Origin of the sequence: Methylovorus sp. MM2 (assembly GCF_001648895.1) — a bacterium.
In the GTDB taxonomy this organism is placed as follows: domain Bacteria; phylum Pseudomonadota; class Gammaproteobacteria; order Burkholderiales; family Methylophilaceae; genus MM1.
This window is the reverse complement of record NZ_LXUF01000001.1, coordinates 837511-858013: the sequence shown is the minus strand read 5'-3', so window position 1 is coordinate 858013 and position 20503 is coordinate 837511. Positions and strand designations below refer to the sequence as shown.

Annotated in this window: 24 protein-coding genes; 9 read left to right on the top strand and 15 right to left on the bottom strand. The window is 47.7% G+C overall.

Annotated elements, in window-relative coordinates:
• Positions 1 to 7: 7 nt before the first annotated feature.
• Genes A7981_RS03985 through prmB form a run of 3 tightly spaced genes read left to right on the top strand, consistent with a single transcriptional unit; the run spans position 8 to position 2384 of the window.
• A complete protein-coding gene (locus A7981_RS03985; protein WP_067264314.1) occupies positions 8 to 355 on the top strand; it encodes an ArsC family reductase in 348 nt (115 codons plus the stop codon).
• Positions 352 to 1482, top strand: coding sequence for a succinyl-diaminopimelate desuccinylase (dapE, locus tag A7981_RS03980; RefSeq protein ID WP_067264310.1), 1131 nt, complete (start codon positions 352 to 354; stop codon positions 1480 to 1482). The genes A7981_RS03985 and dapE overlap by 4 nt, the downstream gene beginning before the upstream one ends.
• Positions 1479 to 2384 (top strand): 50S ribosomal protein L3 N(5)-glutamine methyltransferase, encoded by a 906-nt coding sequence (prmB, locus tag A7981_RS03975; RefSeq protein ID WP_067264307.1) that lies wholly within the window; start codon positions 1479 to 1481, stop codon positions 2382 to 2384. The genes dapE and prmB overlap by 4 nt, the downstream gene beginning before the upstream one ends.
• A 12-nt stretch (positions 2385 to 2396) precedes the next feature.
• Here the strand turns inward: prmB and A7981_RS03970 are convergent, their stop codons facing one another.
• From A7981_RS03970 to A7981_RS03935, 8 genes are all read right to left on the bottom strand, one after another.
• Positions 2397 to 3380, bottom strand: coding sequence for a tetratricopeptide repeat protein (locus A7981_RS03970; protein ID WP_067264304.1), 984 nt, complete (start codon positions 3378 to 3380; stop codon positions 2397 to 2399).
• Positions 3381 to 3460: 80 nt separating this feature from the next.
• The gene (gene rluB / locus A7981_RS03965; RefSeq protein ID WP_067264301.1) at positions 3461 to 4552 is read right to left on the bottom strand and encodes a 23S rRNA pseudouridine(2605) synthase RluB; all 1092 of its coding nucleotides are present in this window, start codon (positions 4550 to 4552) and stop codon (positions 3461 to 3463) included.
• 79 nt (positions 4553 to 4631) lie between these two features.
• Positions 4632 to 5186, bottom strand: coding sequence for an SMC-Scp complex subunit ScpB (scpB, locus tag A7981_RS03960; RefSeq protein ID WP_067264298.1), 555 nt, complete (start codon positions 5184 to 5186; stop codon positions 4632 to 4634).
• Positions 5176 to 5961: a ScpA family protein gene (locus A7981_RS03955; RefSeq protein ID WP_067264295.1), complete on the bottom strand. Its 786-nt coding sequence runs from the start codon at positions 5959 to 5961 to the stop codon at positions 5176 to 5178. The genes scpB and A7981_RS03955 overlap by 11 nt, the downstream gene beginning before the upstream one ends.
• Before the next feature lies 1 nt (position 5962).
• Positions 5963 to 6298, bottom strand: a complete 336-nt coding sequence (locus A7981_RS03950; RefSeq protein WP_067266502.1) for a multidrug efflux SMR transporter — start codon at positions 6296 to 6298, stop codon at positions 5963 to 5965.
• A 13-nt stretch (positions 6299 to 6311) separates the two neighbouring features.
• Positions 6312 to 6950, bottom strand: coding sequence for a site-2 protease family protein (locus A7981_RS03945; protein ID WP_067266499.1), 639 nt, complete (start codon positions 6948 to 6950; stop codon positions 6312 to 6314).
• Positions 6951 to 6955: 5 nt separating this feature from the next.
• Positions 6956 to 7588 carry an L-threonylcarbamoyladenylate synthase gene (locus A7981_RS03940; RefSeq protein ID WP_067264292.1) on the bottom strand — a complete coding sequence of 211 codons (633 nt, stop codon included), beginning with the start codon at positions 7586 to 7588 and terminating at the stop codon, positions 6956 to 6958.
• Between the two features lie 4 nt (positions 7589 to 7592).
• Positions 7593 to 8450 (bottom strand): 3',5'-nucleoside bisphosphate phosphatase, encoded by an 858-nt coding sequence (locus tag A7981_RS03935; RefSeq protein WP_067264287.1) that lies wholly within the window; start codon positions 8448 to 8450, stop codon positions 7593 to 7595.
• Between the two features lie 158 nt (positions 8451 to 8608).
• Between A7981_RS03935 and A7981_RS03930 the strand changes: the two genes are divergently transcribed.
• Genes A7981_RS03930 through A7981_RS03915 form a run of 4 tightly spaced genes read left to right on the top strand, consistent with a single transcriptional unit; the run spans position 8609 to position 10658 of the window.
• Positions 8609 to 9217 carry a septation protein A gene (locus A7981_RS03930; protein WP_067264285.1) on the top strand — a complete coding sequence of 203 codons (609 nt, stop codon included), beginning with the start codon at positions 8609 to 8611 and terminating at the stop codon, positions 9215 to 9217.
• Positions 9217 to 9519 (top strand): YciI family protein, encoded by a 303-nt coding sequence (locus A7981_RS03925; protein WP_067264282.1) that lies wholly within the window; start codon positions 9217 to 9219, stop codon positions 9517 to 9519. Before A7981_RS03930 ends, A7981_RS03925 begins: the two co-directional genes overlap by 1 nt.
• Before the next feature lie 5 nt (positions 9520 to 9524).
• The gene (locus tag A7981_RS03920; RefSeq protein WP_067264280.1) at positions 9525 to 9794 is read left to right on the top strand and encodes a BolA family transcriptional regulator; all 270 of its coding nucleotides are present in this window, start codon (positions 9525 to 9527) and stop codon (positions 9792 to 9794) included.
• A 39-nt stretch (positions 9795 to 9833) separates the two neighbouring features.
• A complete protein-coding gene (locus A7981_RS03915) occupies positions 9834 to 10658 on the top strand; it encodes a peptidylprolyl isomerase (protein WP_067264278.1) in 825 nt (274 codons plus the stop codon).
• Positions 10659 to 10718: 60 nt separating this feature from the next.
• Here the strand turns inward: A7981_RS03915 and A7981_RS03910 are convergent, their stop codons facing one another.
• Entirely contained in the window at positions 10719 to 11885 is a 1167-nt protein-coding gene (locus A7981_RS03910) for an aminotransferase class V-fold PLP-dependent enzyme (RefSeq protein WP_067264275.1), read from the bottom strand.
• 29 nt (positions 11886 to 11914) lie between these two features.
• Between A7981_RS03910 and A7981_RS03905 the strand changes: the two genes are divergently transcribed.
• Together A7981_RS03905 and A7981_RS03900 are read left to right on the top strand one after the other, a co-directional pair.
• Positions 11915 to 13672 (top strand): M61 family metallopeptidase, encoded by a 1758-nt coding sequence (locus A7981_RS03905; RefSeq protein ID WP_067264272.1) that lies wholly within the window; start codon positions 11915 to 11917, stop codon positions 13670 to 13672.
• A gap of 231 nt (positions 13673 to 13903) precedes the next feature.
• Entirely contained in the window at positions 13904 to 15757 is a 1854-nt protein-coding gene (locus tag A7981_RS03900; RefSeq protein WP_254258495.1) for a cytochrome c/FTR1 family iron permease, read from the top strand.
• 29 nt (positions 15758 to 15786) lie between these two features.
• On the opposite strand, the gene A7981_RS03895 is transcribed toward A7981_RS03900, so the two are convergent.
• From A7981_RS03895 to sucD, 6 genes are all read right to left on the bottom strand, one after another.
• Entirely contained in the window at positions 15787 to 16176 is a 390-nt protein-coding gene (locus A7981_RS03895) for a VOC family protein (RefSeq protein ID WP_067264266.1), read from the bottom strand.
• Positions 16177 to 16182: 6 nt separating this feature from the next.
• A complete protein-coding gene (locus A7981_RS03890; RefSeq protein WP_067264263.1) occupies positions 16183 to 16530 on the bottom strand; it encodes a DMT family protein in 348 nt (115 codons plus the stop codon).
• Positions 16531 to 16553: 23 nt separating this feature from the next.
• On the bottom strand, positions 16554 to 16892 hold the full coding sequence (locus A7981_RS03885) for a P-II family nitrogen regulator (protein ID WP_067264260.1): 339 nt from the start codon (positions 16890 to 16892) through the stop codon (positions 16554 to 16556).
• Positions 16893 to 16924: 32 nt separating this feature from the next.
• On the bottom strand, positions 16925 to 18550 hold the full coding sequence (locus tag A7981_RS03880; protein WP_067264257.1) for an NAD+ synthase: 1626 nt from the start codon (positions 18548 to 18550) through the stop codon (positions 16925 to 16927).
• 99 nt (positions 18551 to 18649) lie between these two features.
• Complete coding sequence (locus A7981_RS03875) at positions 18650 to 19609, bottom strand: ankyrin repeat domain-containing protein (RefSeq protein ID WP_067264253.1); 960 nt, start codon at positions 19607 to 19609, stop codon at positions 18650 to 18652.
• A 14-nt stretch (positions 19610 to 19623) separates the two neighbouring features.
• Complete coding sequence (gene sucD / locus A7981_RS03870) at positions 19624 to 20502, bottom strand: succinate--CoA ligase subunit alpha (protein ID WP_067264250.1); 879 nt, start codon at positions 20500 to 20502, stop codon at positions 19624 to 19626.
• Between the last annotated feature and the right edge of the window lies 1 nt (position 20503).

Below are 20503 nucleotides of genomic sequence, written 5' to 3'. Positions count from 1 at the left end.
TTAAACGATGAAACTCTACGGCATCCCTAATTGCAATACTGTCAAAAAAGCTAGATCCTGGCTTGATGAACATGGTATCGCCTATGAATTCCACGACTTCAAGAAACAAGGCATCAACGATGCCACACTGAGCAACTGGTTGAGCCAATATCCATGGGAAAAACTGGTAAACCGTGCTGGCATGACATGGCGGGGGCTGGATGAAAATACGAAATCTGGCGTTACAGATAATGCGTCTGCTACCACGCTGATGAAAAATAAAACCTCTGTGATTAAGCGCCCCGTGCTAGTCCAAGACAACAAGATATTAAGCTTAGGTTTCGATGAAGCGAATTATGGAAAGCTTTTAAAATGAGCAAAACATTAGACCTTGCAAAAGACCTTATCTCGCGCATGTCAAACACGCCTGAAGATGCGGGATGCCAAGAGTTACTGATCTCACGCTTAGCGCCTTTGGGGTTCAAGGTGGAGCGCATGCGTTTTGGTGAAGTCGACAACTTCTATGCGCGACGCGGTACATCCAGCCCTTTGATCGTGTTTGCTGGGCATACAGATGTGGTACCGACAGGGCCTGTCAATCAATGGCACACGCCACCTTTTGAGCCAACCATCAAAGATGGCATGCTGTATGGTCGTGGCGCTGCGGATATGAAGACATCGGTAGCGGCATTCATCACATCGATAGAAGAATTCATTGCTGAGCATCCAGACCACACTGGTTCTATCGGCCTACTCATTACATCTGATGAAGAAGGTATCGCAGTCGATGGCACGGTAAAAGTCGTGGAGGCATTGCAGGCGCGCAACGAGCTGATCGATTACTGCATCGTAGGTGAGCCGACTTCAAATAAAGTCGTGGGCGACATGATCAAGAATGGTCGCCGTGGATCGCTTTCTGGAAAATTGACCGTAAAAGGCATTCAAGGTCATATTGCCTATCCGCATCTCATTAAGAACCCCATCCATATGGTTGCGCCCGCAATCAAAGATCTGGTTGAGATCACATGGGATAACGGTAACGAATATTTTCCGCCAACATCCTGGCAGATATCCAATATGAACGGCGGCACAGGTGCGACCAACGTCGTACCCGGTGAAGTCGAGATTCTGTTCAATTTTAGATTCTCTACAGCAAGCACAGCCGACAACTTAAAAGAGCGTGTGCATGCGGTATTGGATAAGCATGCATTAAGTTATGACCTAGAGTGGGAATACTCAGGTAAGCCGTACCTGACACCTAAAGGCAATCTGGTAGAAGCGATTACTGCGGCTATCGAAGAAGCTTATGGCGTCACCCCTGAACTTTCAACAACAGGCGGCACTTCTGATGGACGCTTTATCGCAGACATCTGCAAGCAAGTGATCGAATTCGGGCCACTCAACGCAACCATCCACAAGCTTAATGAGTGTGTTGCTGTCGCTGACATCGAACCTCTCAAAGAAACCTACAAACTCACCATGAAGAAACTGCTCGTTAAATGAAACAATACAATGAATTAAGCGAGCAACTATTCACGATCCGCGATTGGCTGCGTTTTACCGTGAGCCGTTTTGAAGAGTCCGAGATATTTTATGGGCACGGTACAGACAATGCCTATGATGAAGCCGCATGGTTGATTCTAAGTGCATTGCACCTACCTCACGATACGCTGGATAACTTTCTCGATGCACGTATTACCGAGCTTGAACGCAAGCACCTTGCACATCTGGTTGAGCGCCGTATCGTAGATCGCACACCTACTGCTTATTTAGTGCGTGAAGCGTGGCTAAAAGGGTTCAAATTCTACGTGGATGAGCGTGTGATCGTCCCGCGTTCGTTCATCGCGGAATTGCTTGAGAATGGCCTGCTGCCCTGGGTTGAATATCCAGAAATGATTGAAAGCGTCGCAGATATCTGCACTGGTAGTGGATGCTTAGGTGTATTGCTTGCCCATGCATTCCCGAATGCCAGTATAGACGTGATCGATATATCGCCAGATGCGATAGATGTCGCGAATATCAATATCGAGAAATACGGCCTGCAAGATCAGATCACCGCCATCGAATCAGATATGTTCAGTGCGCTAAAGGGCAAGAAATATGATGTCATCATTAGCAATCCACCTTATGTAGATGCGCCATCGATGGAAACATTGCCGCAGGAATATCGCAATGAACCTCAATTGGCACTTGGTAGCGGCATTGCTGGCCTAGACCATACCCACACATTACTCAGCCAAGCCGCTGCATATTTGAACGATGGTGGCATTCTCGTTGTAGAGATCGGCCACAACCGCGATGCCTTACTAGATGCCTATCCTGACTTGCCGTTTACTTGGCTAGATGTGGAATCAGGCAACGAATTCGTATTCCTGCTGACAAAAGAGCAACTGTTATCAGCATAGCCAAGTAGCTATTTAGTTACCGTCATGGTATCTATATATCAGCTCGTCTCGTTTGGATAATGTCCTTCTTGCCTGCCAGGAACTACCAGCGCAGACCTGTGCCTGATGTAATGTCTCCAAAGTCCATAAGTCCCACTCATCATTTTCTTTGAGGTTCTTTTTCAGGACCTCTTCGGCAAGCTCACATTGGCCTTGACGCAAATAAATCCCGCCGACATTTTTCAATGCATCCGCGTGTGGATATATCTTAATTGATTGATTATAAGTAGCAATCGCTTCATCGGTACGTCCAGCAAGCTCCAGATCTAAACCTCTGCGCCAGTAAAAATCCGCATCCAGATATTCGGCCAACTTGGGATTACCGGGTTTAACACGTTGGATAAAAGCCAGCATCTCAGCCTCGGTGCCACCCCATTGTGGATAAAGCGTATTGAAGTAAGCAATTGCGGCCCGCCATATAGTGGGATCAGCCATCATTCCATCGCTAACAAGATCAGCATTCCCAGCGCGTACGCCAAGTAACATATTGATCTTGATCAGCCCCGCAGCAGTAAAGCTTTCTGGGGCCGAATTTTTCTCTGCCTGCTTAAATGCATATCTTGCATTCATAGCCAAATCCGTCATGCGGCTGAATTTATCAGCGGAGGTTCTTGCTCCTACATCATCACCTCGGGCATTAGACGCTTGCTGCAACAAGAAAAAACCTTGAATGAGGTATGACCACCGTGACTCAGGCTTAGATTCCGTATACTTCTCGAATCTAGGTGCAAAGAGAGGGTCTGCCATTTGCAGTGTCCATATTTGATCAGAAAAATCTCTGCCTTTTAACTTACCCGCTCGATACAATTGATATTGCTGGTTTAATGCATCGTCTAACTCTGCGTAATGTTCCTGCCACAGAAGTTTTAGCATGCCATGGCGGACATGAAGGTTATCGTTATACCCACAAGATGCAAGAACCAGCGCGAGCAAAATCATCCAAGCATAACGAAACATCACATCCCCTTATTCAAACTTTTTAATGGTGCTATAAATCTCGTTCTAATTCGTCTTATTACACAACAACGCTTGTCGCTTTATCCCCTACCGCGATTTCTGTCACTGCGCTTCTGTGGTTTTGGCGGCACGATGTCAGAACTCTGTCTTATACGACGACCTGTAGCAGGCTTTTTAGACTGAATGCCTTTGAAGCCTTCTTTGAGCGTTTCTTCTTTTGTCTTAGTCACACGACGCGGGTTGTTGCGACCACTAATACCAGCCTCTATCGGTTCTGCATCTTTATTGCGTGCTTTGGGTGTGAATGCCTTACCGGATTTTTCGATCTCGCGAGCAGTACGCTGGCGCGGTGCTACTCTTGGCACTTCTAATCCTGCCCATTCGAGCAAACCAGTCACTTCTTTCACATCCAGCTCTAGCATCATGCCGCGCTTAAGGCGTGGCGGCAGGTTAACTGAGCCAAAACGTACGCGCATCAAGCGACTGACTGGCAGTTGGAATGCTTCAAAAAGTCGACGCACTTCACGATTACGGCCCTCACGCAATATCACCTGATACCAGTGGTTTGAACCTTCACCACCTTGTGGAGAGATACTGTCAAAATTCGCGGGGCCATCTTCAAGTTCGATACCCTGAGTCAGTTGCAACATCTGCCCTTCTGTCAGCTCGCCAAAGATACGCACCGCATATTCACGCTCGACTTCGTAACGTGGATGCATAAAACGATTAGCCAACTCACCGGAAGTCGTAAAGATCAGCAAACCTGAGGTATTGATATCCAATCGACCGATGGCGATCCATTTTGCGCCACGGATATGAGGCAGTTTATCGAACACGCTCGCACGTTTCTCGGGGTCATCCTGACTGACGATCTCACCTTCAGGCTTATGGTAGATCAGCACCTTTGGCATTTCTGCCTCAAAAGGCAGGTGGACTGGGCGGCTATCAACGCGCACGATATCACTAGGCACAACACCTGCGCCGACCTGTGCAACCTTGCCATTGATCGTCACCTTACCGCTGGCGATGAGCGCTTCCATATCACGACGGGAGCCGATACCAGCCAAAGCAAGTAACTTATGTAACCTCTGCGGGATGGCATCAGGGTCAACGACCACTGGTTTGGCTTTTACAGCGCCGGGGTCACGCTGTTGTTTAAATGGACGTGCCATGTGTGTTCTTCAATCGATTCAAAAGTGGGGTTCAGCCGTAACTATACGGCCATATAAACGACATTACCTATAACCGCTATTATAAGTCGAGCTGTATCTCTGCTCTTGTGAAATTTTCCATTGGTGGCAATTCTGCCAGTGATCTCAAGTTCAGATCATCCAAAAACGTTCGGGTCGTTGCGTATAAAGACGGCCTGCCGGGCACATCGCGCTGGCCGACGACATCAACCCAGTTACGTTCTTGAAGTTGGCGCATGATATTAGGGTTGACCGCTACGCCGCGAATTTCTTCGATATCACCTCGTGTGACCGGTTGACGATAAGCAATGATCGCCAATGTCTCCATCGCGGCGCGCGAGTAGCGCTGTGGGCGCTCGGGATTCAAGCGTGCCAGATAAAGTGCATATTCTTCGCGCGCTTGAAATCGCCAACCGCTTGCAACCTGCACTAACTCCATCGTGCGCGACTGCCAATCGGTCTTTAATTCATCCAGCAACATCCTTAAGGTTGCACGCTCCATACGATCAGTAAAAAGGCGCAATAAATCATCAAGGGACAGTGGCTCCCCTGCTGTGAGTAATGCTGCCTCAAGCACGGATTTCATATGCTGGATGTTATTCTGTTCAATCTGCATGGCTGATCTGTAGGTAGATAGGTGAAAACGGCGCTTGTTGTGTGATCTTGACCAAGCCTTCGCGCGCCAGCTCAAGTATAGCGAGAAAACAGACAACCAGCTTGGGCAAACCATCAGTCTCAATAGCAAAAAGGGCTGAGAACTCCATCATATTATTTTGTTTAAGTTGCCTTAATATCTGGCTCATATGCTCTCGTACCGAAAGCTCAGCGCGGCTAACTTTGTGATGCGCAAAATGGCTAGCGCGTTTTAGCACAGATTGCCATGCCGCCATTAAGTCCTCCAGAGAGACGCTCGGCGGCTGTACGGCGACAATCTCATGATAGTAAGCCTGCGCAACAAGAATCTCTTGCCCAACTTGGGGCATGGCATCTAGATTTTGTGCCGCAAGCTTGATCGCCTCATACTCCATTAACCTGCGAACCAATTCTGCACGCGGGTCTTCCTCCTGCTCGATATCTGCGGGTTTGGGTAATAGCATGCGCGATTTGATCTCGATCAACATGGCTGACATGAGCAAGTAGTCCGCTGCCAGCTCCAGCTTCTGTGCGCGCATCTTTTCTACATAATTCATGTACTGGCGCGTCAGTTCGGCCATGGGGATATCAAGGATATTCAGGTTGTTCTTGCGGATAAGATAAAGCAAGAGATCAAGCGGCCCCTCGAATGCATCCAGATAGACTTCCAGTGCATCCGGCGGGATATAAAGGTCGCGTGGAATGGTATCTAGCTGCTCGCCGTAAATACGAGCATCGATGGAGAGTTGCGTTTGCATCTTAAGAATGCGTTACCGATTTTGAGAAGACATTGATCACGACGACTCCAGTAATAATCAGGGTGATCCCCATGATGGCAGGTATATCAAGCGACTGTCGATAGACCAGCCAACCCAGCAAAGATACTAACACAATCCCCACGCCTGACCAGACTGCGTACATGATGCCCACAGGTAGCACGCGCAGGCTGATGGTCATGAAATAGAAAGCAACCGCATACCCTAAAATCACCACCACAGATGGCCAAAGGCGTGTGAACTCATTAGAGGCTTTGAGTGATGTAGTTGCGATCACCTCGGCTCTAATTGCAATAGAGATAGCCCACCAATGATTCATTTGATTAAACTTTTCAAGCAAATACCCATAAAAGCAAACTGATTGCAGCGCGAATAAAAGGCTGCATGATCTGCGACAGCAACCCTGATACCAATAAGATGATCAGGATAATAAAACCATATTTCTCGAGGCTGGCAAAACGATAAGCCAAGTGATTGGGGAGCAAACTCACAGCAATACGGCCACCATCCAGCGGTGGTAGCGGCAACAGGTTAAGTACCATCAACACAATATTGATCATGATGCCTGCTTGCGCCATTAAACTCATGGGTGTTGCGAGATAGGGGGTAAAACTACCGGAGAACTTGTAGATCAATACCCAAAATATCGCCATTACAAGATTGGATGCAGGCCCCGCTGCTGCGACCCAAAGCATATCGCGTTTGGGATGACGCAGTTTCGAGAAATCCACAGGCACTGGCTTTGCCCAGCCAAACAGAATGCCACCCAAAAGCAAGGTTAATGCTGGTACGAGCAATGTGCCAACCGGGTCAATGTGCTTGATAGGGTTAAGCGTGATACGACCTTGCTGATCTGCCGTCAGATCGCCAAAATACTTCGCGACGTAGCCGTGTGCCGCTTCATGCACTGTGATCGCAAAGATCACTGGCAATGCATAGATCGCGATTTTCTGTATCAGCGTTAATTCCATCATATTTATTCTTCAGTTAATCCAAAAGGGGCAAGATCACCAGCACCTGCACGGATAAGATGGGGGTCGCTTCCAGTTAAATCAATCACGGTAGTAGGTGTAGCGTTACATGCTCCGGCATCAATCACCAAGTCCACCTGATGCTCTAGCCTGTCGCGGATACTCCATGCTTCATTGAGCGGTTCATCATCCCCATCAAGAAGCAAGGTCATGCTCAATATCGGCTGATCCAGAATCTCAAGTATCGCTAGCGTGACGGCGTGGTCTGGCACCCGCAGACCCAAGGTACTGCGTTTAGGGTGTTGTAACCTGCGAGGCACCTCGCGAGTCGCTTTCAGAATAAAAGTATATTGGCCCGGTGTATTCGCTTTAAGCAATCGAAACTGACTATTATCGACTTGCGCATATACAGCCAGCTCGCTCAGGTTGCGGCATACAAGCGTAAACAAGTGGTCATCATCTACTCGCCTAATCGCACGGATGCGGTCTTGTGCATCTTTGTTACCTAGCACGCACCCCAAGGCATAACTGGAGTCAGTGGGATAAGCGATCACCCCGCCATTGCGCAATATCTCAACCGCTTGGCTAATCAAGCGTGGCTGGGGGTTCTCTGGATGAATCACAAAATACTGAGCCATATCTTTAGCTTAATAATCCTGCGTTAGCCACTTCAGGCCAACCCTGCCAGACAGGAACGCATCCGCTTGGCAATTCGGGCAATCGTCCCATTTCCATATAGCCATGCCCGGGGCCGTGATAATCCGAGCCTTGCGATGCAGCAAAACCAAACATCTTGGCAAATTTAGCGAATTCCTGATATTGCGCTGCCGTGTGACTACCTGTTACTACCTCGATGGCTTTGCCGCCAAGCGCCCTGAACTCTTCAAGTAATAGCAGCATATTCGTGCGCCCGAGATCATATCTGCCAGGATGGGCGATCACAGCGATGCCGCCACTACCCACGATCCAACCGATCGCCTCAGCCAGATCAGCCCATTGATGCTCGAAATATCCCGGCTTACCTTTCACGAGATATTTCTTAAATACTTTTTTCGTATCTTTGGCGTAACCTTTATCCACAAGAAAACGTGCGAAATGTGTACGACTGATGATGCCATGCGCATATTGATATGCACCTTCCAGGCTACCATGTATGCCAACGGCATCGAGACTGGCAGACATTCCCTGCGCCCTTAGATGTCGGCCCGCTCTAATTGCAGCCAACCCTTGAACCAATGGCGGGTATTCAGGGTCAACTTTCAAACCGACGATGTGTAGTGTGCGTTTACGCCAAGTGACGGATATCTCGACACCAGCCAATAGCTCGATGCCGTGCTCTTTTGCGGCAAGTTTTGCCTCTGGCAAGCCCGCGACATCATCGTGATCAGTCAAAGCCATGACACGCACGCCATGTTGCGCGGCATGGGCAACCAGCTCAGTGGGTGTGTACAATCCATCTGATACTGTTGAGTGGCTGTGAAGATCAATCAGAGATGACATGGTGATCCGGCATAATCGATTGGGATATTGCAATCATTGAGAATGGAACTTGTTACGTAGAACGAATCATAGCAAAATAGACACTTAAGCTTAATTATTCAGCAGATAGATATCATACTACCTCAGCAGAGCGCTAATACTAGACATAAAGGTACACAATGAAGTTTCTTTTTGACCTATTTCCGGTCATTGCATTTTTTATTACATACAAACTTACTGCACAACCTGGTGGAAATAATGCTTGTATCATTTCAGCTAATAGCGATATATCCATCCTTCACCAACCCATTCTTCTTGCAACTGCCGTTGCAATAGCGGCTACATTTCTTCAAGTTGGTTGGTTAGTATTTAGGCGTAAAAAAGTAGACACTATGCTTTGGATAAGTCTAATCATCATTGTCGTATTTGGTGGCGCTACAATATATTTTCACAATCCTTCTTTTATACAATTAAAACCTACGATACTTTATTGGGTTTTTGCATTTTCATTAGCATTCAGTGCATTAGTATTTAAAAAGAACTTAATTAGAAATGTAATGGGAAGCCAATTATCTTTTCCTGACAAAGTATGGAATTCGCTCAATTACGCATGGATATGTTTCTTTATCGCACTCGGAGTAATAAATATAATTGCTGCGAAAATACTTAGCTGTGACGGTTGGGTTAATTTCAAAGTTTATGGTTTTACTGGAATTATGTTCGTTTTTATAGTGGGTCAAATGCTTTTTCTTAGTAAATATATGACCACAACAGAAGATTCAAAATAATGTGGTACGCCATCGTCGCTGAAGACACACCTGATAGCTTAGCAAAGCGCTTAGCAGCACGCCCTGAACACTTGGCAAGGCTACAGGCGATGCAAGATGCTGGCAGATTGTTACTGGCAGGTCCATTCCCTGCTATCGATAGTATAGATCCCGGCCCGGCTGGATTCTCCGGTAGTTTGATCGTCGCTGAATTCAACTCACTGACTGAAGCCGAAAGTTGGGCAAATGCAGATCCTTTTGTTCATGCAGGTGTCTATGCAAAAGTTACCGTTAAACCATTCAGAAAAACATTGCCCGCTTAAAGTTAATGACATTAATTGATGACATCCGCTCACGACTCGGTGAGCTTGAGCCAAACAGTATTGAGATACAGGATGACAGCGCGCTACACGCAGGCCATGCAGGTAACGGTGGTGGCGGTCATTTTACCGTCACTATCGTAAGCTCGCATTTTTACGGAAAATCACACATAATCCGTCATCGTTCCATTTATCAGGCACTTGCAGACCTCATACCGCAAAAAATACACGCACTCAGTATTCGTGCGATGACACCAGACGAATCAAAACCAAACTAAATAAATCCACATCTAAATAAAACACAGAGGAAAACTTAAATGAAATTAACAGCTCGTTCGCTTATTGCCGTTGTCGCATTAAGCCTCACATCATTGGCACAGGCGGCTGATCCTGCGCTTATCACCGTCAATGGCAAGCCGATCAAACAATCGACTTATGACTTTATCGCTAAAGATATCGCTGCACGTGGTCAGAAGATCGATAACAACGTACGTGATGTGGTCTTGAATAAACTGGTCAGCAGTGAACTGGTTGCGCAAGAAGCACAGCGCACTGGTCTTGATAAACAACCTGATTACCTGATCAAAGAAGAGCTCACTCGCCGTGAGTTGCTCGTAAACACATTCTTGGGTGAATACCTGAAGAAGAACCCGGTAAGCGAAGCAGATACCAAAGCGGCTTACGACCAATACAAAAAAGAAGTGGGCGACAAAGAGTACAACGCTCGCCACATCTTGGTAGCCACAGAAGCTGAAGCGAAAGACGTGATCGCTCAACTTGGTAAAGGCGGCGATTTTGCAAAGATCGCTAAAGAGAAGTCAAAAGACCCTGGTTCACAAGAAAAAGGCGGCGATCTTGGCTGGTTCCCACTAGGTGGCATGGTGCAACCATTCAGTGATGCTGTTTCCAAGCTGCAAAAAGGTGGCGTAACACAGACGCCAGTACAAACGCAGTTCGGCTGGCATGTTATCCAACTGCAAGATGTACGTGACACACAAGTGCCTCCGTATGACAAAGTAAAAGCTGACCTGCAAAAGCAACTGCAACAACGTCAACTTGAGAAATTGTTGACTGAGCTACGTGGCAAAGCGAAGATCGTGGATAGCACAGCAACAGCTGGCTCTACACCTCCTAAGAAGTAATCAGTTTTAACGTAATAAAAAAGCCTGCATCTGCAGGCTTTTTTATTACCGGATATTCATTTACTGGTCTGTTAATTTTAAAACGGCCTCCGCTAATCGCTCATAATCGTGCTTAGTGTTATATAACTGCGCTGAGATTCGCACCCACAGTCTCTCATTGATTGCCAAGAATGGCACTTCGATCTGCTCGCTTTTCCATAGTCTATCGCGCCAATCATTGGCTTCTATTTGCGTAATAGTCTTGGCCCATGGCACAGGCAACGTGAACATAGCACCAAATTGTTCAACCCCTGCGGGAATCTCCACATTCCATGCATCTGTAAGCATGGTCGCCATCTCAATAGCAAAATGATGTAATTGCTGGGGAATATTCTGACCGCCCATCTGCTGATAAAAATCGATCGCCGCAGAAATCGTAAGCCATGCACTGACATCACGCGTACCAGTCCAATCAAAACACCGAGGGAACCCTTCATCCATGCGCAAAGAAACAACCAATGGCTGCAAATTTTCACTCACAGCTGGCGATGCCCATAAAAATGCGCAGCCCTTGGGGGCAAACAACCATTTATGGCAATTACCTACATAATAATCAGCATCTATATCTGATAACTGAAGTGGCAACATTCCCGGCGCGTGTGCGCCATCGACCAAAGAGTGAATACGATGCTGGCGACAAAGCTGCAACATATCGTCTAAAGGGTAGATGATAGCGAGTGGTGACGATATATGATCAATGATCGCAAGCTTTGTCTTGGTGGCGATTGCACGCTCAAAAGATGCAGTGATTTCTGCCGGGTTTTGTAAGGGGAAAGGCACCGCATATTCTTTGACGCTCAATTTGAATTGCTTAGCCACGAAATACGCTGCATTCTTCACTGCGGGATAAGCATGCTCGGAAAGCAATATCTCATCACCTGCCTGCCAAGGATAAGCACGTAAGATGGCATTAATGGCTGCAGTCGCATTCTCAACAAAGGCAAGATGATCTGCCTCTGCACCTAAAAAATCGGCAAGTTTTGCAGCAGCGTTCCTAATCAACTCCGGCAAATCACGAACAAAAAAACTAACCGGCTGCATCTCCATACGTTGCTGCCAAGCCTGCTGTACTTCCAAAACTGCTCTAGGTGTAGCACCAAACGAGCCATGATTAAGAAAATGAATGCCTTCTCTTAGCAGCCAGTGCTTGCGTATTTCTGAGTCAGCATTAAACTTGTTGTGCATCATATTTAAAATCCTGCTTAGGTTCTAACTACATGTCGTCGATCAAATATCAGGTCAGTTTACACGCCCCGCAAACGCATCTTTTCGAAATACAGTGCACCATAACGCATCCGGCTCCAAATGGTCAGGTATTCTCATTACCCGCATGGATTCCCGGTAGCTATTTGGTACGCGATTTCGCACGACATATCGTCAGCATCAGCGCCACAGCTTCGGGAAAAGTGATTGCATTAACCAAGCTGGATAAGAACACATGGCAATCTGCCCCATGTAGCGGAGCGCTTATTCTCAGTTACCAAGTGTATGCCTATGACCTTTCGGTTCGCACAGCTTACCTTGACCATCAGCGCGCTTACTTCAATGGCACTAGTCTATTCATGAGGATAGCAGATCAAGACCATCTCGCTTGCGAAGTCAGCATTGAGGCACCAGCCAAATCTTTTAAACACTGGCAGGTTGCGACCACTATGCCAGCAATCAAAGTAAATAAATCAGGCTATGGATCATACCGTGCGGCAAACTATGCCGAGCTGATTGACTTCCCAGTAGAGATCGGCGAGCTTACCATCGGTGAGTTCAAAGCAGGCGGTGTACCTCACCGTATCGTGATCTCGGGCAAGCATCAGGCGGATATCAAGCGCATCACAAGTGACCTGAAAACCCTATGCGATTACCACATTCGTTTTTTTGGCAAAGCACCATTCAAACGTTACGATTTTTTGCTGTATGCAGCCGCCGATAATCAATATGGTGGCTTGGAGCACAGCAACTCGACTAGCCTAATATGTCCGCGTAGCTGGCTACCGGTTAAAAATGAAACCGTGGATGAAAGCTGTTATCAGGATTTTCTCGGCTTATGTAGCCATGAGTATTTTCACGCATGGCATGTAAAACGTATACGCCCACAGGTCTTTGCCGACCCTGACCTGGGTCGTGAGGCGTACACACGCCTTTTATGGGTATTTGAAGGCTTCACTGCCTATTACGATACGTTGGCGCTGGTACGTTCCGGGCTGATGTCGCAAGAAGAGTACTTAAAATCATTGAGCAAAGACATCACCCGATTCTTGCGCACACCAGGCCGTAAGATACAGGCACTGAATGAATCTAGCTTTGATACCTGGATAAAACTCTATAAGCCAGATGAGAACACACCCAATGCCCAGATCAGCTATTACCTGAAAGGCTCACTGGTTGCATTGGCAATCGACCTGACATTAAGACTCAAAGGGCGCGCGCTTGATGAGATCATGCATAGCTTATGGAAGCGATATAGCCAAGATAAGCAACTAGTCGAGGAGCACGAGATACAGTCGCTCATCCAGCAAGTGACAGGTCAAAACCTCAGCAAGCTCTTTAAGCAGTGCGTTCATGGCACTGAAGACCCGCCCTTAAAAAACTTATTCTCTAAATTTGGTATCACATTTGAGCCAGATAAAGCAGATATCAATGTGTTGCGCGAAAGCCTTGGGCTGCTGCTAGCTAACGAATCAGAGACAAGAATATCCAATGTCTTTAGCGGTGGTGCTGCTGAAAGATCAGGATTGGCCGCAGGAGATGTCTTACTTGCACTGGATAACCTGAAGTTAACCGCTAAAAGCCTAAAAGATATCGTAAAAAAGAAAATGGAAGGCAGTAAGTTCCTAATTCATTTCTTCAGGCGCGACGAGCTCATCACCTGTGAGCTGGTTAAGGAAACCAAAGCACTCGAATCATGCGATCTGAAAATCAAAGCTGATGCTAAACCCGAGACGATTGCATTACGTGAGGCATGGTTTAAAGGCTCATAATGCCGATGGAGGGTTGGTCACCTTTAAACTAACGGAATCAAGAATCATTATTATTTACGTGGGCATGCCCCTCGCATACAATATGTATTCTGCGTCGCAGCGCGCCTTCAACATCTGTTAGTACACTTCATGATATATCAGCGCAACTCTATCTCTAATCATATGCTATCCAGCATTCGATCAGTCTCTTTTCTTATAATCGTCTGGTTTGGCTTCACAGCATCGCAAACCGTGGCATACGCAGGTGATGAGGAAAAAGCGCAAACGGTCGTGCACATGCTGGATTACGTCAGTGTGGATTATCCCAAGTTCGTACAGGATGGTGTGGCGCTGAATCCGTCAGAATATGAAGAGCAACTTGAGTTCACCACGCAGGCTGGTGCATTACTCAAAGAATTACCTAGCAACCCGCAACAAGTAACGCTGCTAGATGACGCTGCAAAATTACGCGAGCTAATAGTTGCAAAAGCAGATGGCGTAAAAGTCTCTGCATCAGCAAATGGCCTGCGTTTATCTGTCATACAGGCCTACCAACTCACTGTAGCGCCGAAAGATACGCCAGACCTCAACCGTGCGGCACAACTTTTCGCTGCCAACTGTATGGTTTGTCATGGGGCAACTGGCCATGGTGACGGGCAATTAGCAGCGAATCTCGACCCTAAGCCCAGTAACTTTCATGATGAAGCCCGCATGCGATTGCGCAGCATCTACGGCCTTTATAACACCATTACCTTAGGTGTTGGCGGCACACCTATGCGTGCATTCACTGACCTGCCTGAGAATGAAAGATGGGCGCTAGCCTTTTATGTCAGTTCGCTTAGGTTAACACCGGAGCAACTGGCACAAGGCTCAGCACTATGGAAGCAAGGGAAAGGTAAAACCGAATTCAGTGATTTAAAGAAATTAGTCACCTTGGCACCTGCCGAAATTGAAGGCAAGTTTGGTCATGATATAGCCCATGTAGGGGCGTTCCTCACCGCGCATCCAGATGCGATCAAAAGTATCGCCCCTAGCCCTATCGCACTGACGCGCAGCAAGTTGGTAGAAAGCTTACAAGCCTATCAGTCAGGCGATAAAGAATCAGCACGTCAGCTAGCGATCAGCGCTTACCTTGAAGGGTTCGAACTTATTGAGAACAGTCTAAGCAACGTAGATAAACCGCTCCGACTGGAAGTGGAGAAAGAGATGATGAGCCTGCGCGCATCTATCGCGCAAAACCAGCCAACTGAGGCCATTGATAAGCAAATCAAACTGATCGACGGCTTGTTAGAAAGCGCTGAAACTGAGCTTTCCTCAGGCAACCTTTCACCTACCACTGCATTCGTCAGCTCATTGCTGATACTTCTGCGGGAGGGCCTTGAGGCAGTGCTAGTACTTGCCGCAATCAGCGCATTCATTGCAAAGACAGGCCGACGTGATGCGCTGCCCTACTTCCACCTTGGCTGGATAATCGCCTTAGTATTAGGCGCGCTGACATGGCTGGCAGCCAATTACCTGCTGACCATCTCAGGTGCTGGACGCGAGATGACAGAAGGCATCACCGCGATGATCGCAGCTGCTATGCTGCTATACATCGGTTACTGGCTACACACAAAATCCAACGCAAAAGCATGGCAGCATTTCTTGTGCTCACAGGTCAGCACAGCACTTGATAAACGCACACTTTGGGCAATGGCAGGCGTTTCATTCCTTGCTGTATATCGTGAATTATTCGAGACGATTCTGTTCTACGAAGCGCTCTGGGCACAAGCAGGACCTGAAGGGCAATCCGCTGTGCTAAGTGGTATCGCAGTCGCCGCAGTACTGCTTGCATTGATGACATGGATCATCTTGCGTTATAGCGTTCGCCTGCCAATAGGCAAATTTTTCTCTGCCACGGCATGGCTATTGATCGTGCTAGCGGTGGTGTTTATAGGAAATGGTGTCGCGGCGCTACAGGAAGCGGGCGTATTAAATTCGCAAGCAGTGAATTTCATCTCTGTGCCATTGTTAGGGGTTTACCCCACTCTGCAAGGCCTGAGTGCGCAATTAGCCATGCTGGTCTTGATTGTGATCGGCCTTTGGCTAACGCGCGATAAAGAATAAGCTCACGAAAGGATTATGCACTAAAAGCGCTATGCGCTGACTTGCTTAACCGCAGAGAACTCCAGCGCATTGCCATCGGGGTCACGACAGAATAAAGCAGCGCGGCCCGACATACTAAGTGTGTAAGCCACGCCTGCGGCATCCAGCTGCTCCCTTATCGGCGCAACATCATCCACAGACAGTGCCAAGTGATAATCGCGCCCGCCATGCGCTGGCCGCTCTACCTCTGCATATGGATTAGGCACGACCATCAAGTGTATCTGTGTGTCATCACCCGTCTCATACCAGATACCTTCAAAACTCAGATTTGGACGGTAAGGGTTGACCTTTAAACCCAAGACACCTTCGTAGAATGCACGTGAACGTTCCAGATCAGATACGATAAGCCCTGCGTGCATGAGTCGATTGAGTTTAATCATGATGGATTATATTGGCGATCTGAACATAAAATAGACTGCCCCGAGCAAACATAGGCCAGCCCAGAGAAAGTCCAGCTTTAAGGGTTGGTGCATATAAAAAACTGCAAACGGCACAAACACTGACAAGGAAATCACTTCTTGCAGTATCTTGAGTTGCCCCAACGACAATGCCGTATAGCCTATGCGATTAGCTGGAACCTGCAACATATACTCTGCCAGCGCGATTGCCCAACTTAAAAGGGCCGCGATATACCAAGGTTTGTCGTTAAGATTCTTGAGGTGCGCATACCAAGCAAATGTCATGAAAACATTTGATAACGCCAGTAGCACTATGGTTTTTAGGACTACTGGCATTAGGTATAAAAACTCAAGTCTAACTAGATAGCAGCTTCGCCAGTCTCGCCAGTACGAATACGGACGACTTGCTGAATACTTGTTACAAAAATCTTACCGTCACCGATCTTGCCGGTGCGTGCAGAGCGAATCACTGCATCCATCGCTGTTTCAAGCAGGCTATCAGGCACGACCAGCTCGATCTTCACCTTAGGCAAAAAATCGACTTCATATTCGGCACCACGATATAACTCGGTATGACCTTTTTGGCGGCCAAAACCTTTTACTTCGGTAACGGTAAGGCCGTTTACACCGATCTCAGATAGCGCCTCACGTACCTCATCCAGTTTAAATGGTTTAATCACTGCTTCGATTTTTTTCATGGTAGTACTCCTTCCTCAGGTTTATTACTTAGTTATTTTGTACTTGTTACAACAAATTTAGACGTTATGGGATAACGCCTATCCTTACCAAAACCTCTTTGTGTGATTCTAACTCCGATTGGCGCCTGACGACGCTTATATTCATTACGATCTATCAAGTTTGCGACACGAGTGACATCCTGCTCACGATAACCCATCCCAATGATGTCTGAACGGCTGGCATCATGCTCCACATAAGCTTCCATAATAGCATCCAGCACGTCATATGGCGGCAGGCTGTCCTGATCGGTCTGCCCTGGGCGAAGTTCTGCAGAGGGCGCCCGCAAGATAATCCGTTCAGGGATCACCGGTGAGATCGCATTACGGTAACGCGCAAGCTTGTACACCAAAGTTTTGGGGACATCTTTCAATAGAGAGAATCCCCCTGCCATATCGCCATACAGTGTGGAATATCCGACTGCCATCTCACTCTTGTTACCTGTCGTCAACACAATACTACCGAATTTGTTAGAGAGCGCCATCAATAGCATGCCGCGAATACGCGCTTGCAGATTTTCCTCGGCCGTATCAAATGGCAAACCGTCAAACTCTTCGGAGAGCGCTTCTTGGAAATTCTCGAACAATGACTTGATCGGCAATTCGCTATAACGAACACCGACGATCTTTGCCATTCCCTCTGCATCATTGACACTCATATCGGCAGTAAATTCCGAAGGCATCATGACAACTCGCACTTTATCTGCACCAAGTGCATCCACGGCAATCGCCAATGTCAGCGCAGAATCGATACCACCTGATAGCCCAAGCACAACGCTGGGGAAACCATTCTTATTAATGTAATCCTGTAAGCCTAGAGATAATGCTTGGTAGACTGCGGCCTCTATCGGCAGGCTTGCAATCACAGCAGCCTGCTCAGGATTTGCACGATTGATACCATTGGTATCGAGGGTGACGAAACCCAGCGACTCTTCAAACTCAGGCAATTGCTGCACCAACACGCCATCGCGATCAAGCACGAAGGAGCCGCCATCGAATACCAGCTCATCCTGCCCGCCGACCAGATTGGCATAGACAATAGGTAAACCTGTCTCATCAACCCGTTTTCGCGCGACTTCATGCCGCGAAGATTGTTTATCCATGTGATAGGGCGAGGCATTCAAGACAAGTAATATCTCGGCACCAGCCAGTTTTGCTAGTCTGGCAGAAGGCGGCTCCCATACATCGGCACAGATCATCACGCCACAACGCAAACCCTGATGTTGGAACACCAGAGGCTCACGTCCCGGGGAGAAATAGCGAACATCGTCGAATACGCTATCGTTGGGCAGAATATGTTTATGATAGGTTGCAACGACCTTGCCGCCTTGCAGCACAGAGGCTGCGTTGTAAGCACAGCCATCACTTTTGACAGGATGGCCGACGATTACCGTAATCCCGGGTACCGCTGTAGCGATTCGCTCCAAGGCATCGTCGCAGGCTGCCATAAAGTCATTACGCAGTAGAAGGTCTTCTGGCGGATATCCACATAAAACCAACTCTGGCGTTAGTAATAGCGTCGCGCCAGATTGCATCGCGCGTTGAGCGTATTCGATGATTTTTGCACTATTGCCAGCTAAGTCGCCGACCGTCGTATTGATTTGTGCAATCGCGATTTTCATTGATTGGGATTTGATATCTAATCAATATTGAGAGGGTATTTAGAAATGGTCATGTCCAATGTTTAAGACAGGTATCTAAGCATGGTCAGGCCCACTTTATCAGTAACTACCACCTGCATCTTTAATCATCTGCACGATGTCCGGTTTACCGGCTTTCAGTGCATACACCAGTGCGGTCAGGCCATACTGATCCTTGGTCTTTACATTGGCACCATTATCCAGCAGGAATTTCACCATCTCGGCATCACCATTACTCACGGCAACTTGCAGCACTGGCGTACCTTCTGAATCCTTGGCATTTACATCAGCACCTTTTTCAACCAGTTTCTTGGCTGCATTGAGGCCGGATTTCTTCACCGCCCATGTCAGTGCTGTCCATTTGAACTGATCTTTTTCATTTAGTTTAGCGCCTTTGCTCAGCAATAAGTCGACTGCATCGGCATTATCTTGGCGAGCGGCATACATGAGGGCTGTCATCCCGTAACGGTCACGTGCGGAGGTATCAGCACCATTGTCAATCAGGGTTTGTATGGTTGGCAAATCACCATTCTTGGCAGCATACATCAAGACACTTTTACCATCATCGCTTTTGCTGCTGGCATCGATACCATTCTTAACCAGCAGATCAACGATCTCGCTATAGCCGGATGTCGCCGCCAAGCCTAATGCGCTCCAGCCAGAAGAGTCGCGTGCTTTAGGGTCAGCGCCTTTTTCCAGTAGCACTTTTACCGTAGCGATATAATTCTTCTTGGCGGCAAACATCAATGCAGTCCAGCCTTCACTATCTGTGGCATTCACATTTGCGCCTTTTTCCAGCAGCACGCGTGCCACATCTGCTTTGTCTTTACGTGCGGCATACATCAGCGCAGTGATGCCATCGCTATCTTTTGTATTAGGGCTCGCACCACTGGCTAGTATCGCACGCACGGTTGAGATATCACCCTTTGAAGCCACCGTTAACAGATATGGGATCTCAGGCGCGGCACTTGCAATCGAGATGCCTACAGATAAAGTGCTGGCAACCGTCAAAATGACCAACAGATAAAAATTGCGGAACATGTTATTTCCAGTCTTTAAGATTTCGCATTGATTGCTGCTTGAACTGCCTCACCCAACCCTGCTGGCGAACTCGCGACCACTACACCAGCAAGCTCTAGGGCACGGATCTTATCTTCGGCCTTACCGCTACCACCTGAGATAATAGCGCCAGCATGGCCCATACGCTTGCCTTTAGGGGCGGTCTGCCCGGCAATATAACCTGCCACAGGTTTAGTCACATGACTTTTTATGTATTCCGCAGCAGCCTCTTCATCGCTACCGCCGATCTCACCTACCATAATGATAGCCTCAGTCTCGGTATCTGCCTCGAACATTTGCAGGCATTCGATAAAATTCAGGCCTTTGATCGGATCACCGCCAATGCCTACACAAGTAGATTGGCCTAACCCTAGTGCAGTCGTTTGATGCACCGCTTCATAAGTCAGCGTTCCGGAGCGTGAAACGATACCGATTTTTCCACGCAAATGGATACTGCCGGGCATGATACCGATCTTGCATTCATCTGGCGTGATGATACCCGGGCAATTGGGTCCGATAAGATTTACGCCATTCGCCTTTAAAGCCGCTTTTACATTGAGCATATCCAGCACAGGTATACCTTCAGTGATACATACGATCAGTTCGATACCCGCATCACAGGCTTCCAAAATAGAGTCAGCCGCGAAAGGCGGCGGCACGTAGATAACGGATGCATTAGCGGCAGTAGCGGCAACTGCATCCCGCACCGTATTAAAAACTGGCATATTAAGATGTTGCTGCCCGCCTTTGCCCGGCGTTACACCACCCACCATCTTTGTGCCGTAAGCAATCGCCTGCTCAGAGTGGAACGTACCCTGTTTACCGGTAAACCCCTGACAGATGACTTTTGTATTCTTATTAACCAATATACTCATA